This is a genomic window from Arthrobacter sp. Y3225209 (assembly GCF_059090685.1).
The window spans coordinates 114,709-129,255 of record NZ_JBNHFW010000006.1 but is presented as its reverse complement, the minus strand read 5'-3'; the positions used below and the strand labels follow the sequence as shown (position 1 = coordinate 129,255).

Sequence of the window (14,547 nt, the reverse complement as noted above, 5' to 3'; positions counted from 1 at the left end):
GGCCTGCAGTCCCACCGCGGCTGTCATGGGCGCCAACAGCACCACCCGGGCCAGCTTGACCACTACCGCGGCGGCCAGCGCAGCGGTGCCGGCCGTCTGCGCCGTGGCCACTACCTGGCCGACGTCATGCACTGATGCGCCGGCCCAGGTACCGAAAACCACCGGGTCGAGGCGGAGCAACGCTCCGGCCACCGGCAGGGCGGCGATGGCCAGGGTACCGCAGAGGGTCACCAGGGCAATCGGCACCACGGTGTCCCCGCTGCGGGACCGGCGGGCGGCAGCAACGGCCCCAATCGCGGAGACACCGCAGATGGAGAATCCTGCAGCGATCAGCAGCGGTTCGTCTCCGGGGAGCCGGAACATCCTGCAGATGGCGTAGGTGCCGGCAAAGGCCGTGAGGACCAGAAGGACAACCAACCCGAGTGCACCGAACCCCAGGCCGGCAATGTCCACCAGCGACACCTTAAGCCCGAGCAGAACAATGCCGATACGCAGGAATCTCCGCGCAGCCAGCGCCAGCCCCGGCTTAAGCGGCCCGGTTGTTGCCGCGGCCGCACCGGGCAGGTTTGCGGCCACCAGTCCCAGGATCACCGCAGCAGTAAGTACCGGGACAGCCGGAACCAGCAGATGAAGCAGGTAGGACAGGGCGACGGCGGCGGCAGCCGCCAGCAGCCCGGGCGCGGTCTTTTTGAGCGTGGCGAACCCGCGCGGCAGCCCGTCGGCGGGCTGCTGCGGCCGGGGCGGATCAGCGGGAGAATCAGGCACGTCTATACCCTGCCCGAGTCGGGGCGGATAACCAAAGCAGTTCACCCCGGCGCAGGCTTCGGACCCGCACAACGTACTGCTGCGCGGCCGGGCGTTGTTACCATGGGTTACCATCCTCGAGCATCAGGGGAAGCGCCCATGAGCACGCACAGCAACGGCCGCGGCGCCGAACACGTCTCCGCGGAACAGTCCCTTCCCGCGGAGCCGGGGGTTCTCGCGGCCCCCTGGCTCTATCCCGCGGAAGAGGTCGCGGCAGAGCTCGGCACCGATCCGTCCGCGGGACTGGACGGGGATGAGGCCCGGGAGAGATTGGGACGCTACGGACCCAACGAACTGGCCGAGGGCAAAAAGGTGCCGGCGTGGCGGAAAGTCCTCCGGCTGCTTTCGGACCGGCTGACCATCGTCCTCATCATTGCCGCCGTCGTCAGCGCCGTGGTGTCCCGGGAATGGGAAACCCCGGTGGTGATCCTCCTGGTGATCATCCTGAACACCACGCTGAACTATGTGCAGGAGCAGCGCGCCGAATCCAGTCTCGAAGCACTGCGGAATGCCGCGGTGGATGCCTGCCGGGTCCTGCGCTCGGGCACGCAGGCCACGGTGGAGCGCACCGCCCTGGTACCCGGGGACATCGTGCTGCTGGAAGCCGGAGACACCGTTCCTGCCGACGGCCGGCTCCTGGAAGCGGTCCGGCTGCAGGTGGCCGAAGCGGCGCTGACGGGGGAGTCCCGGCCCTCCAACAAGGTGGCCGGGGCTCTCTCAGACCCGCAGCTCCCCGTCGCGGACCGCACCAACCTGCTGTACATGGATACCGATGTCACCCGCGGCCGGGCCGTGCTGCTGGTTACCGGCACCGGAATGAACACCCAGATCGGTACCATCGCGGATCTGCTGGGCAGCACTGCCGAGGAAAAAACCACGCTGCAGCGCAGCATCGACCAGCTCGCCCGCGTCCTGACCTACATTGCCCTGGCAGTAGTGACCCTGGTGTTTATCCTGGGGCTGCTGCGCGGGGACAGCTGGCAGGACCTGTTCCTGACGGCCGTGTCCCTGGCAGTTGCCACCATTCCGGAAGGGCTGACCGCCGTCGTCGCCTTCACCCTGGCCATGGGCGCCTCCCGGCTGGCGGCCCGCGGCGCCATCATCAAACAGCTCGCGGCCGTGGAAACCCTCGGCAGCACCTCGCAGATCTGCACCGACAAGACCGGCACCCTGACCCTGAATGAGATGACGGTCCGGCGGCTGTATTCCCCGTCGGGCAGCCGTTTCCGGGTTACCGGATCCGGCTACTCCACCGAAGGCAAGATCCTCAGCCCGGACGGGCGGTCCGTACCGGCGTTCATCGAGGCGTACCTGGCCATGGCGCTGTGCAACGACGCCTCCGTGGAAGACGGGCGCCTCACCGGTGACCCCACCGAAGCGGCGCTGGTGGTGCTGGCCGAAAAGGGCGGCATTGACGTGGCCGGGGCCCGGGCCACGCACCGGCGCATCGCCGAGGTTCCGTTTGATTCCGACTACAAGTTCATGGCCACGTTTAACCGCGCTGAGTCCGCGGGAGCGCCCGTGCACTGCAACGTTAAGGGTGCACCCGGCGTCGTCCTGGAACGCACGGCATTTGTGATGGGCGCGGACGGGCCGGAGCCGCTGGACGCTCAGGAGCGGGCACGCATTTCGGCCGACGTCGACTCGCTTGCCAAGGCGGGACTGCGGACCATGGCGGTGGCCGGACGGGTTCTGGACGCACCGTTGCCGGGAAGCCCGGAGGGGCTGTTTGCGGAGGCGGCGAATCTGGTCCTCTACGCCATTGTCGGAATCCTTGACCCGCCACGGCAGGAGGCCGGCGAAGCCATCTCCCGGGCCCAGGCTGCCGGTATTGATGTGCACATGATTACCGGAGACCACCTGGTCACCGCCTCGGCGATTGCCAGGGACCTGGGTATTGGTGGCAGGGCCGTGGCCGGTTCGGCACTTGATGCCATGGATGACGAGCAGCTGCAGGCGGAGGCTCCCGGGCTGGGGGTCCTGGCCAGGGTCTCACCCGAGCACAAGATCCGCGTGGTCAAGGCGCTGCAGGCTGACGGTTATGTAGTGGCCATGACCGGCGACGGCGTGAACGACGCACCGGCGCTGAAACGGGCGGACATTGGCATCGCCATGGGCATCACCGGCACCGATGTTTCCAAGGGTGCAGCGAGGATGATCCTCACTGATGACAACTTCGCCACCATCGTGGCGGCCGTCGAGGAAGGCCGGGGCATTTATGACAACATCGTGAAGTTTGTCCGCTTCCAGCTCACCACGGCGTGGGGGTTCGTGCTGATCTTCCTGGCCTCGGCGACCTTCGGCTTTGCCGGCGGGGCCCCGTTCACCGCGCTGCAGATTCTGTGGGTGAACATCATCATGGACGGCCCGCCCGCCCTGGCCCTTGGCGTGGACAAAACGGATCCGGGCGTGATGAACCGTCCGCCCCGGCGGGCAGGGGAACCGCTGCTGACCGGACGGCGGATTGCGGTACTGGCCATGCTGGGCATAGTCATGGCCATCGGCACCTGCGCCGTGCTGGTCAGTGCTCCCCGCCTGTTCCCCGAGAGCGCCGGCAGTGCTAACTTCGCCACCACCATGGCCTTTACAACCTTCGTTTTCTACCAGGTGTTCAATCTGCTCAATGTGCGTTCGGAAACCGGTTCCGTTTTTTCGCTGCTGACCTTCACCAACCGGGCCATCTGGGTTTCGCTGGCGGCAGTGGTGGTTCTGCAGATACTGGTGGTACAGCTGAGCATTTTCGAAGGCTTTTTCGACACGGTGCCGCTGACCTCCGCGCAGTGGTTCCTGTGCATCGCAGTGGGCGCTACCGTGCTGGTGGTTTCGGAAATCGGGAAGGCGGTTCAGCGGCTGGCCACACGGCGCCGGCACACCGGAGCCGGCGGCACCGGCCCCGTGCCCGTCCTACCAGGGTGAGGGCTTGTAGTCCTTGAGGAAGACACCGTACTGGTCTTCACCGTTTTCGCCCATCACAATCGGGTCATAAACCCGTGCCGCGCCGTCCACCAGGTCCAGCGGGGCGTGGAAGCCCTCCTCGGCCAGGCGGACCTTGGTGGGGTGCGGACGCTCGTCGGTAATCCAGCCGGTATCCACCGCCGTCATCAGGATCCCGTCGGTGTCCAGCATTTCCTGGGCACTGGTGCGGGTGAGCATGTTCAGTGCCGCCTTGGCCATGTTGGTGTGCGGATGGCCGGGGCCCTTGTAACGGCGGGAGAACTGTCCCTCCATGGCGGAGACGTTCACAATGTACTTCCGGCGGGCGGAGGACGCCGCCATGGCCGGGCGGAGCCGGTTCACCAGCAGAAACGGGGCGGTGACGTTGCAGAGCTGCACTTCGAGCATTTCCAGCGGATCCACCTGGTCCACCACCTGCGTCCAGCTGTTGATCGGTGCCGTGTCCGGCACCAGGCCGCCGGCGTCGATGGCCGTGCCGGCCTCCATCCGTGCCAACGAGGAGGAGCCCGCGGTCAGCGCCAGGGAGGTGACGGCGTCGGCGGCCAGCACCGGGTGTGCCGCCACGGAACCGGCCAGCGCGGTGGGGTGCGCGTCATAGGTGTGGCCGAAGGTCACCAGCTCGGGCATGGGGCCGTCCGGCAGCGGGGCCAGTTCGGCCTCGGTCAGGGGACGGTAGGCACCGGCGGAACGGCGCACGGTCTGGGCCGCGTTGTTGATCAGGATGTCCAGCGGGCCGGCATCCGAAACCGATTCCGCCAGGGAGATGACCTGGGCCGGATCACGCAGGTCGATGCCGACAATGCGCAGCCGGTGCAGCCAGTCCGCGGAATCCTCCATGGCCGCAAACCGCCGGGCGGCGTCCTTGGGGAAGCGGGTGGTGATGGTGGTGTGTGCCCCGTCGCGCAGCAGCCGCAGGGCAATGTACATGCCGATCTTGGCCCGTCCGCCGGTCAGCAGTGCACGGCGGCCGGTCAGGTCGGTGCGGGCATCCCGCTTGGCATGGCTGAACGCTGCGCATTCGGGGCAAAGCTGGTGGTAGAAGGCGTCCACCACGGTGTACGGCTGCTTGCAGATGTAGCAGTTGCGCGGCTTCAGCAGCGTTCCGGCGGAAGGCCCGTGGGCGGCGCTGGTCAGCTGTGCGCCGCGGGTCTCGTCGTCGATCCGGTCTGCCGCACCGGTGGCCGTCAGGGCGACGACGGCGCGGTCCGCCTCTGCGACGGCGCTGCGCTTTTCGTTCTTCCGGTGCTTTTTCACTGACTTGAACATCTTGGCGGTTGCCCGCCGGACCGCGACGTAATCCGGGTTCTCCTCATCCAGGACGTGGATGGAGGCCAGGACGCGCAGGGCGGTCTGGATCTCTTCCGGGCTTAGTTCTTCCGGGCTCAGTTCAGGGGTGCTCATCGGGGCCTTCTGCTCATCGACACCGGCGGATTCACGGCGCGGCGCAACTGGAGTGCGCACTTCGAGGATACCGGAGAAGCGGCACGGCACCCGTATCGGCGGCGGGGGCACGGCGGAATCTCACATCCGCTGCCCCCGCCGCCTGTCAGACCGGCATTATGCCGGGCCTAAACGGTTTCCCGGGGTGCTTCCGCCGGGATCCGCTGGCCCTTGCTGAGCACCGTCAGCCCGGATTCCGTCACCGTGAACCCGCGGCTCAGATCGAGTTCGCGGTCCACGCCAATGGTGGCACCGGCCGGGATCCGCACGTTCTTGTCAATGATGGCCCGGCGGATAACGGCACCCTCACCCACGTGCACCTTATCCATCAGGACAGAGTCGGTGACCTCGGCATTGGCGGAAACGTAGACGTCCTGGGCCAGCACCGAACCGGTGACCGTTCCGCCGGAGATGACCGTCCCGTCGGAGACAATCGAATCGAAGGCCGTCCCCGCCTGCTCCGACGCGCTGCGGACAAACTTGGCGGGCGGGGAGATGCTCTGCCGGGTATAGATGGGCCACTGCAGGTTGTACAGGTTGAACGCCGGCAGCGGGGAAATCAGGTCCATGTTGGCGTCGTAATAGGAGTCCAGGGTGCCGACGTCGCGCCAGTACTGATGGTCGCTTCCGGTAGCCCCGGGGATCACGTTGGTAGTGAAGTCGTACACCGCGGCATCGTTGCGCTCCACGAAGTAGGGAATGATGTCCCCGCCCATGTCGTGCTTGGTGATCAGCCGCTCGGCGTCGGCCTGCAGTGCGGAGACCAGGGCATCGGTGTTGAAGACGTAGTTGCCCATGGAGGCCAGGAAGCTGTCCGGGTCATCGGGCAGGCCGGGCGTGGAATCGGGCTTCTCCACGAACGCACCGATCCGGCCGGGGTTCTCCGGATCGGTTTCGATAACGCCGAACTGGTCCACCAGGTGCATCGGCTGCCGCACCGCGGCAACGCTGACCGAGGCGCCCGAGGCGATGTGTGCCTCAACCATCTGGGAGAAGTCCATCCGGTACACATGGTCGGCACCAATAACAACCACGATGTCCGGCTGGGCATCATCGATCAGGTTCATGGACTGGTAGATCGCGTTGGCGCTGCCGAGGAACCAGCTTTTGCCCACGCGCTGCTGCGCCGGCACGGAAGCCACATAGTTCTGCAGCTGGGTGGACAGCCGCCAGGTCTCGGAAATATGCCGGTCCAGGCTGTGGGATTTGTACTGCGTGAGAACCACTATCTGCAGGTACCCGGAGTTCACCAGGTTCGAAAGTGCGAAGTCGATGAGGCGGTAACGCCCCGCGAAGGGTACCGCGGGTTTTGCCCGGTCTGCCGTCAGGGGCATCAGGCGTTTGCCCTCGCCGCCTGCAAGCACTACTGCCAGGACCTTCTTTGGCGCCATTGTGTTGAACCTCTTCCGGAAGTAAGTCTGCTGACTTCACACTAGATCACAGGTTGCCCGGTGCACTACGTTGGTTTAGTGCGAGTAGATATTGTGTCGAAGGAATTCCCGCCGGAAATCTACGGGGGAGCAGGCGTTCATGTAGCCGAGCTCAGCCGTGTCCTGGCCGGAGAAGTTGATCTCCATGTGCATTGTTTCGGGGCGGAGCGGCCCGAGGATTTCCACGGGGCCACGGTGCGTACCTACCGGGCACCGGCGGAACTGGGGGACGCCAATCCGGCCGTCCAGACCCTGGGTACGGACCTGGAAATCCTGGGCGGGCTGGCCGGCGCCGACCTGGTCCACTCGCACACCTGGTACGCCAATATGGCCGGGCATCTGGGATCGCTGCTGCACGGCATCCCGCACGTACTGAGCGCCCACAGCCTGGAGCCGCTGCGCCCCTGGAAGGCGGAGCAGCTGGGCGGCGGTTATGCGGTGTCCTCATGGGTGGAGAAAACCGCGTACGAGGCAGCCGCAGCCATCATCGCCGTTTCAGAGGGCATGCGCCAGGACATCCTGCGCAGCTACCCGGAGGTGGATCCGGAAAAGGTCAGGGTGGTCCACAACGGCATCGACGTGGAGCAGTGGCAGCCGGACCCCGATCCCGACGGCGTGCGCGCGTTCGGAATCGACCCGGACCGGCCCAGTGTGGTGTTCGTGGGCCGCAACACCCGTCAGAAGGGCGTGCCCTACCTGCTCCGCGCGGCAGCGCTGCTGCCCCCGGACGTACAGCTGGTCCTGTGCCTGGGTGCTGCCGACACACCCGAGCTGGCAGCGGAAACCGCCGTGCTGATCGAGGATCTGCGGCGTACCCGTACCGGTGTTGTGGTTATTGAACGGATGCTGCCGCGCGCTGAACTGATCAGGATCCTCTCCATTGCCACCGTGTTCGCCTGCCCCTCCGTGTATGAACCGCTGGGCATTGTGAACCTTGAGGCCATGGCGTGCGGCACCGCGGTGGTGGCCAGTGCCACCGGCGGGATTCCCGAGGTGGTGGACACCGGCGTGACCGGCCTGCTGGTGCCCATTGAGCAGGTCACCGACGGCACGGGCACTCCGCTGGACCCCGAGGCTTTTGTACGCGACTTTGCCGCGGCGCTGACCACTGTGGTCACCGACCCGGCCATGGCCGAACGGATGGGGGAGGCGGGCCGGCTCCGCGCCACCAGGGAGTTCTCCTGGGAATCCATCGCCGAGGCCACCCTGGCCGTCTACCGCTCGGTACTGCCCTAGGCCCTCCCGGGCACGGCCCCGATACGGCAAAGGCGCCGCCGTCCTGCATATTGATGCAGTGCGGCGGCGCCTTTGTATTGCCCGTGCGGACGAGGGCGTTCTACTTCTTCTTGCCGGACTTCTTCTTGGCCGCCTTCTCGCGGGCAATCAGGACCTTTTCATCCACCGGTGCGGCACCGCTGGCACGGAGCAGCCGCTGGTATTCAAAGGCCTCATCCTGGCGTGCTTTTTCAGCGCCGGAAGCGATGCTGGCGCGCAGGTGCTCCTGGCCGTATCCGAAGGAGTCCACCAGATCCAGGGCGTGCGGGCGGATCTTGGCCAGCAGGCGGTTGATGTACGGGCCGAGGGTGCGCGCACGCTGGGCCGAGAGGCGCCCGTTCATCAGGTACCAGCCCAGGTTCTTTTCAATCAGGCACAGCCCGAAGAGGTCCCGGACCCAGGTCATGACCTGGCGGGTGCCGGCGTCGTCAATGCGGTCCAGTGCACGGGTGAAACCTTCCCACTGCAGCAGTTCGGCGTGGGCGCGGGCGGCTTCGATAAGGGCGTGCTGGTTCTCGTTGAAGATGGCCGCCCCCTTTTCCTTCGGCAGGCCGCGGGCCGCCTTCAGGGCACCGGCTACCTCCGCCACCATGGTGTTCACCCGGTCAGCGAGCAGATCATGCTGGGCACGGGGATCCCGGAGGGCAATCGCGGACTTCTTCTCCGAACCGGAATCCGCCACGGTCTGGGCGATCCGCCGCAGGCCCGTGCGGTGCACTGTGACATCGGCCGCCTGGCCCACAACGTAGCGTGCCAGCACGCCGAAGTCCGCTCCTGCGAATTCCTTTGCATAGTCGGCCAGCAGGCGCTTGGCCACCAGCTGCAGCAGCACCGTATTGTCACCTTCGAAGGTGGCGTAGATATCCAGATCGGCCCGCAGCGCGGTGAACCGGTTCTCCGCCAGGAAGCCCGCACCACCGGTTGCCTCGCGGCATTCCTGCAGGGTTTCCAGGGCGTGCCAGGTGGAGAGGGACTTCAGGGCGGCGGCAAGGGTCTCCAGGTCCTGGCGGTCCTCGTCGGTGTCGTGCGCGCCGGAGAAGACGTCGTCGAACTTCTGCAGCAGCTCGTCGTGCGCGAAGGACGCAGCGAACGTGGTGGCCAGCAGCGGCAGCAGCCGGCGCTGGTGCTGCTGGTAGTCCATCAGCACCTCTTCGCGGATATCCGAGGCGCCATTGAACTGGCGGCGCTCGGTGCCGTACTGGATGGCTGTCTTCAGGGCCAGCTTGCTGGCCGCCACCGCGGCGCCGTCCAGGGACACGCGGCCCTGGACCAGGGTGCCGATCATGGTGAAGAAGCGCCGGCCCGGGCTGGAAATGGCGGAGGTATAAGTGCCGTCCGCTGCCACATCGCCGTACTTGTTGAGCAGGTTGGTCCGGGGAATGCGGACATTGGAGAAGTGCAGCCGGCCGTTGTCGATGCCGTTCAGGCCACCCTTGACGCCGTCATCCTCGCCGCCGACACCGGGCAGGAAGCCGTTGTCGTCGCGGAGTTCAACGTAGAAGGCGTGCACGCCGTGGTCAACGCCCCGGGTGATGAGATGGGCAAACACAACGGCCGCCTTGCCGTTGACCGCGCCGTTGCCGATGTAGTCCTTCCACGCCGCGCGGAACGGTGTGTTGATGATGAACTCTTCCGTTGCGGCGTCGTACTCCGCAGTGGTGGCGATGCTCGCAACATCGGACCCGTGGCCGGTCTCCGTCATGGCGAAGCAACCGGGAATCTCCAGGCTCATGATGCCCGGGAGCCACTTCTCGTGGTGCTCCCGGTTACCCAGGTGCAGCACGGCGGAGCCAAAGAGGCCCCACTGGACGCCTGCCTTGATCTGCAAGGAGGGGTCGGCGGTGACCAGTTCCGCGAAACCGGCAACATTGCCGCCGTGGTTGTCCTCGCCGCCCACGTACTTGGGGAAGGCACGGTGCACGGCACCGGCATCCACCAGGATCTTCAGCTGTCCCATGACCCGTTCGCGGTGCTCGTGGTGGCTCAGCCCGGCCGGGGTATGCAGGGCATCCTCGCCTGCCAGCGCGCGGGCCTGCAGGCGGATATCCGCCCACTTGCCCAGCAGGGCGCGGCTGAGGGAATCGGTGTCCACGACGGCTGCGTCATTGTCGCTGATAGCGGCACTTGCCGGGAGTTGGCGTTCCGTGGTTGAAAGCGTTTGCGTCATTGCGTGTCCTTCGTGGTGGTTGGGGGCGTATCAGAAGAAAGTCGGGGGAGGGGCGAACGCCCCTGGTCATGGCCGATGCCGTCAAACAGCCACGCCGTGAGCTGATCGGTCATCTGCTCTTCCGTGGGCTTGTCGGGGCTGGGCGGTGAAGCGATCCAGCGTTCACCGGCGGCACGGATCATGCCCAGTGCCGCCGAGGGCCAGTACTGGGCGGTGGCGGTGGCCTGCGGAGGAACCTCCCGGCCGGCCAGGTACTGCCGCATTGCGGAATCCATCATGGAAGTGATGGTTTCGAAGAAATGTGACAGCGGTGTTTCCGCCTGCTGCTCCGGTCCGCCCTCGGCAAGACGGCCGGTGACAAACAGGTAGACATTGGGAGAGGTCTCGGCCATCTGGAGGTAAGCGGAGACCATGGCGCGCAGGCCCGAGCGCGGCGAGTCAGCGGTGCGGCCGGCGGCGAGGATCTTGTCCTGCATACGGGCTACCGCCATCTCGCCCATGGCTTGCTGCAGACCGGCCTTATCACCGAAATAGCGGTAGAAGACGGACTTGGATGTCCCTGAGGCTGCCGCAATTTCCTCCATGGACGCCGAGTAGCCCAGGGTATGCACGGCGCCGCGCGCCGTTTTGATCAGGGTACGTCGTCGCTCGGCCCGGTGGGCTTCCCAGCGGAGCGAGCGGCCGTCCCCGGCCGGGGGAGAAGAGGACGGATCCTCCATTGCGTTGTTCACGATACCCAGCGTATCAGGTACGCTGGGTAACAGTAACTACCGTCACACCCGAACCGTTCCACCCACCCCCCTGGATTCCAAGGAGAGCGACGACATGGCTGCACAGCCCGAACCCGCCCGCGCCACGCCCGCAAACGGCACCACCGCACCCCGCAAGGCCGTAGTGATCGGCGGCAACCGCATTCCCTTCGCCCGCTCCGGCGGCAAGTACACCTACAGCTCCAACCAGGACATGCTTACTGCTGCCCTCGACGGGCTGATTGCCCGTTTCGGCCTGCAGGGCGAACGGATCGGCGAAGTGGCCGGCGGCGCCGTCCTGAAGCACTCCCGCGATTTCAACCTCACCCGTGAAGCGGTCCTGGGTTCGGCACTGTCGCCGGAAACCCCCGCCTACGACGTGCAGCAGGCCTGCGCCACCGGCTTGGAGACCGTGGTCAGCCTGGCCAACAAGATCAAGCTGGGACAGCTGGAATCCGCCATTGCCGGCGGCGTGGACTCCGCTTCGGATGCCCCCATCGCAGTCAGCGAAGGTCTGCGCCGGGCCCTGCTGGACCTCTCACGTGCACGCACCACCAAGCAGAAGCTCGCCGCCGTCGCGAAGATCCGGCCCAAGGACCTGTCCCCGAACGCCCCGACCACGGGCGAACCGCGCACCGGACTGTCCATGGGCGAGCACCAGGCACTGACCACGGCGCAGTGGAAGATTACCCGGGAGGCCCAGGACGAACTGGCGTTCAACAGCCACCGGAACATGGCCGCAGCCTATGACCGCGGTTTCTTTGATGACCTGGTGACCCCGTACCGCGGCCTGGCCAAGGACGCCAACCTGCGTCCGGACACCACCATGGAAAAGCTCGCCAAGCTCAAGCCCGTCTTCGGCAAATCCCTGGGCGACGCCGCAACCATGACCGCCGGCAACTCCACCCCGCTGACCGACGGCGCCTCCGTGGTACTGCTTGGCTCCGAAGACTACGCACGCGAACACGACCTGCCGATGCTGGCCAACGTTGTGGACGCCGAAGCCGGTGCCGTGGACTTTGTGCACGGCAAGGACGGGCTGCTGATGGCTCCGGCCTTCGCAGTGCCCCGCCTGCTGGCCCGCAACAACCTCACCTTCGATGACTTCGACTTCTTCGAGATCCATGAGGCCTTCGCCGGCACCGTCCTTTCCACCCTGGCTGCCTGGGAGGACGAGGAGTTCTGCCGCACCCGCCTGGGACTGGATGCACCGCTGGGAAGCATCGACCGCAGCAAACTCAACGTCAACGGCTCCTCACTGGCAGCCGGCCACCCGTTCGCTGCCACCGGCGGCCGCATCGTCGCCTCGCTGGCGAAGATGCTGCATGAGAAGGGTTCGGGCCGCGGCCTGATTTCCATCTGTGCCGCCGGCGGACAGGGCCTCGTCGCGATCCTGGAGGCGCGCTAACCATGACTGATACCTACCTCAAGCTGGTCAACACCGGCATCACCCGGGTCCTCTCCAAAAAGCTCGGCCTGCCGCGTCCCGCCATCCTGCGGCGCTTCGATCCGTCGAAGCCGCTGGTCCCCGGCCCCGTGCTGGTACTGGGCAAGGGCGAGAGCGCCGATGACCTGGCCCAGCTGCTGCTGTCCTGGGACCAGGACGTCCGCCGCCACGCGATGCCAAAGGAGAAGCTCGGCGCCATCGTGATTGTGCTCGACGACGCCGCGGCCCCTGCCGATCTGGGCGAGCCGGTGCTGGCTGCCGGTGCTGCCCTGCGCGACCTAGCTCCGGGCGGCCGCGTAGTGACTGTTTCCCGTCCCGCTGCCGAGGCGCAGGACCCTGCCGCAGCAGCAGCGCGGCAGGGCATTGACGGGACCCTGCGCTCCATCGCCCACGAGCTGCGCGGCGGTGCCACTGCCAACGGCATCGTGCTGGCCAACGGGACACAGGCTACTGCTCCCTCGGTGGCCGCCGCCCTGCGTTTCCTGCTGTCGGGCAAGAGTGCCTACGTCAGCGGCCAGTTCGTCACGGTCGGTTCCGATGCGGGAACGTTGCCGGCGGACTGGAATGCGCCGCTGGCAGGCAAGGTGGCGGTGGTGACCGGTGCTGCCCGCGGCATTGGCGCAGCCATTGCCAAGGTCCTGCACCGCGACGGCGCGCAGGTCATTGTGGTGGACGTTCCGGCAGCCGGTGAACAGCTGGCGAAGGTGGCCAACGAAATCGGCGGCACTGCCCTGCAGGTGGACATCACCCGCGAAGACGCCGCTGACCGGATCCTCGCCCACGCCGCCGAGCGCTACGGGCACCTGGACATCGTGATCCACAATGCCGGGATCACCCGCGACAAGCTCCTTGCCAACATGGACGAATCCCGCTGGGGCTCGGTCATCGCAGTGAATATTGCCTCCCAGCTGCGCATGAATGAAACCTTCCTGGCCTCCGACGGTTTCAGCCCGGAGGGCCGGATTGTGTCGCTGGCCTCCACCAGCGGAATCGCCGGCAACCGGGGCCAGACCAACTACGCCGCTTCAAAGGGCGGCGTGATCGGCATGGTCCGGGCCACGGCACCGCTGCTGGCTCCGCGCGGCGGTTCCATCAATGCCGTTGCCCCGGGATTCATTGAGACGGACATGACCGCAGCCATCCCCGCACTGACCCGTCAGGTGGCCCGCCGGCTGTCCAGCCTGCAGCAGGGCGGCCTGCCGGTGGATGTGGCAGAGACGATCGCCTTCCTTGCCTCTGATGCGGCTGCCGGGGTCAACGGCCAGGTGGTCCGGGTGTGCGGCCAGAACATGGTGGGCGCATGAGCACTACCCAGCTCACCGAAATCCCGGCACTGGGCAAGCTGTATGCCGGCGCCGTGGGCAGCGCGGCGAAGTCGCGCCTGTCCCCGGCCAAGGGGACCGGGCTGCTCCCGGCTGACCGGCATGAAGTCCGCGGCGCCGTTGTGGATCTGGCCAAGCTGACCGATTTCCAGCGCCTGGTCCTGCACAGCGCCACGGATTACCTGCCCACCGGATACGTGCACACGTTTGCCTTCCCGGTCGCCATGAGCCTGATGGCCCGGGAGGACTTTCCGCTTCCGCTGCTGGGCATGGTGCACCTGCGCAACGTTGTCCAGCATTTCCGTCCCATCCACTACACCGAACCGCTGACGGTCACCGCCTGGGCGGAAAACCTGGACGGCCACCGTGCCGGCACCCAGGTGGAGCTGGTTGTCGAGGTTACCTCCGATGCCGGTGAGGTCCTGTGGCGCGGCCGCTCGACCTACCTGGCCAAGGGCGTCTTCCTGCCGAAGATCGACAGGCCGGCAGCGGCCGGTCCCCGCCCCGAGTTCATTCCGCCGCTGCCGACGGCGTCGTGGCGCCTCGGGGCGGATGCAGGCCGTAACTATGCCCGGGTCTCGGGGGACTTTAATCCCATCCACCTCAGCCGCCTGTCGGCGAAGGCACTGGGCATGAAGCGGTCCCTGGCCCACGGCATGTACCTGGCCTCCCGGGTGGTGGCCGATGCGGTGCAGACCCACGAGGGGCCCTTCGAATGGAGCATTGACTTCGAGTCGCCGGTGTTCCTGCCCGCCACGGTTGCCGTGGCCATCACCGACGAGGAGCAGGACGCCGGATGGTCCGGTTCCAGCTTCACCGGCTGGAACCCGCGCTCCCAGCGCCGGCACTTCTCCGGGATTGTTGCTCCGCTGGTTTCCGGAGATGCACCTGCCGGCGGGTTCGCCGCCGGCACACGCGCCTGATTCCGGCGCAGTTCCCCGGGTGGGCCTGCCCGGTA

At 66.6% G+C, this 14,547-nt stretch carries 10 protein-coding genes; 5 read left to right on the top strand and 5 right to left on the bottom strand.

From position 1 onward, the window contains the following. The coding region (locus AC5RVB_RS05855) for a YeiH family protein (protein WP_494142203.1) at nt 1–714 on the bottom strand (714 nt) is incomplete at its 3' end. A 189-nt stretch (nt 715–903) separates the two neighbouring features. Here AC5RVB_RS05855 and AC5RVB_RS05850 point away from each other — a divergent pair. Further along, nucleotides 904–3,720, top strand: coding sequence for a cation-translocating P-type ATPase (locus tag AC5RVB_RS05850; protein WP_494142196.1), 2,817 nt, complete (start codon nt 904–906; stop codon nt 3,718–3,720). Here AC5RVB_RS05850 and AC5RVB_RS05845 read toward each other — a convergent pair. Both AC5RVB_RS05845 and glgC read right to left on the bottom strand, forming a co-directional pair. After that, a complete protein-coding gene (locus tag AC5RVB_RS05845; RefSeq protein ID WP_423723378.1) occupies nt 3,709–5,160 on the bottom strand; it encodes an SDR family NAD(P)-dependent oxidoreductase in 1,452 nt (483 codons plus the stop codon). The two genes, AC5RVB_RS05850 and AC5RVB_RS05845, sit on opposite strands and share 12 nt — an antisense overlap. 167 nt (nt 5,161–5,327) lie before the next feature. Further along, complete coding sequence (gene glgC / locus AC5RVB_RS05840) at nt 5,328–6,590, bottom strand: glucose-1-phosphate adenylyltransferase (protein ID WP_290245050.1); 1,263 nt, start codon at nt 6,588–6,590, stop codon at nt 5,328–5,330. Nucleotides 6,591–6,668: 78 nt separating this feature from the next. Between glgC and glgA the strand changes: the two genes are divergently transcribed. Next, nucleotides 6,669–7,865, top strand: coding sequence for a glycogen synthase (gene glgA / locus AC5RVB_RS05835; protein WP_290245049.1), 1,197 nt, complete (start codon nt 6,669–6,671; stop codon nt 7,863–7,865). Between the two features lie 100 nt (nt 7,866–7,965). On the opposite strand, the gene AC5RVB_RS05830 is transcribed toward glgA, so the two are convergent. Continuing rightward, complete coding sequence (locus tag AC5RVB_RS05830) at nt 7,966–10,071, bottom strand: acyl-CoA dehydrogenase family protein (protein WP_227901875.1); 2,106 nt, start codon at nt 10,069–10,071, stop codon at nt 7,966–7,968. Then, on the bottom strand, nt 10,068–10,802 hold the full coding sequence (locus AC5RVB_RS05825) for a TetR/AcrR family transcriptional regulator (protein ID WP_227901874.1): 735 nt from the start codon (nt 10,800–10,802) through the stop codon (nt 10,068–10,070). Before AC5RVB_RS05825 ends, AC5RVB_RS05830 begins: the two co-directional genes overlap by 4 nt. 94 nt (nt 10,803–10,896) lie before the next feature. Between AC5RVB_RS05825 and AC5RVB_RS05820 the strand changes: the two genes are divergently transcribed. Genes AC5RVB_RS05820 through AC5RVB_RS05810 form a run of 3 tightly spaced genes read left to right on the top strand, consistent with a single transcriptional unit; the run spans nt 10,897 to nt 14,512 of the window. Beyond that, complete coding sequence (locus AC5RVB_RS05820; RefSeq protein ID WP_227901873.1) at nt 10,897–12,228, top strand: acetyl-CoA C-acetyltransferase; 1,332 nt, start codon at nt 10,897–10,899, stop codon at nt 12,226–12,228. A 2-nt stretch (nt 12,229–12,230) separates the two neighbouring features. Continuing rightward, complete coding sequence (locus AC5RVB_RS05815) at nt 12,231–13,571, top strand: 3-oxoacyl-ACP reductase (protein ID WP_494142195.1); 1,341 nt, start codon at nt 12,231–12,233, stop codon at nt 13,569–13,571. Continuing rightward, the gene (locus tag AC5RVB_RS05810; protein ID WP_494142194.1) at nt 13,568–14,512 is read left to right on the top strand and encodes a MaoC family dehydratase; all 945 of its coding nucleotides are present in this window, start codon (nt 13,568–13,570) and stop codon (nt 14,510–14,512) included. Before AC5RVB_RS05815 ends, AC5RVB_RS05810 begins: the two co-directional genes overlap by 4 nt. Nucleotides 14,513–14,547: the final 35 nt, after the last annotated feature.

Bases quoted from the DNA above. Each gene is read 5' to 3' on its own strand.
- AC5RVB_RS05845 (WP_423723378.1), bottom strand. From the start codon at position 5,160: ATGAGCACCCCTGAACTGAGCCCGGAAGAACTAAGCCCGGAAGAGATC.
- AC5RVB_RS05850 (WP_494142196.1), top strand. From the start codon at position 904: ATGAGCACGCACAGCAACGGCCGCGGCGCCGAACACGTCTCCGCGGAA.
- AC5RVB_RS05810 (WP_494142194.1), top strand. From the start codon at position 13,568: ATGAGCACTACCCAGCTCACCGAAATCCCGGCACTGGGCAAGCTGTAT.
- AC5RVB_RS05820 (WP_227901873.1), top strand. From the start codon at position 10,897: ATGGCTGCACAGCCCGAACCCGCCCGCGCCACGCCCGCAAACGGCACC.
- glgC (WP_290245050.1), bottom strand. From the start codon at position 6,590: ATGGCGCCAAAGAAGGTCCTGGCAGTAGTGCTTGCAGGCGGCGAGGGC.
- AC5RVB_RS05830 (WP_227901875.1), bottom strand. From the start codon at position 10,071: ATGACGCAAACGCTTTCAACCACGGAACGCCAACTCCCGGCAAGTGCC.
- AC5RVB_RS05815 (WP_494142195.1), top strand. From the start codon at position 12,231: ATGACTGATACCTACCTCAAGCTGGTCAACACCGGCATCACCCGGGTC.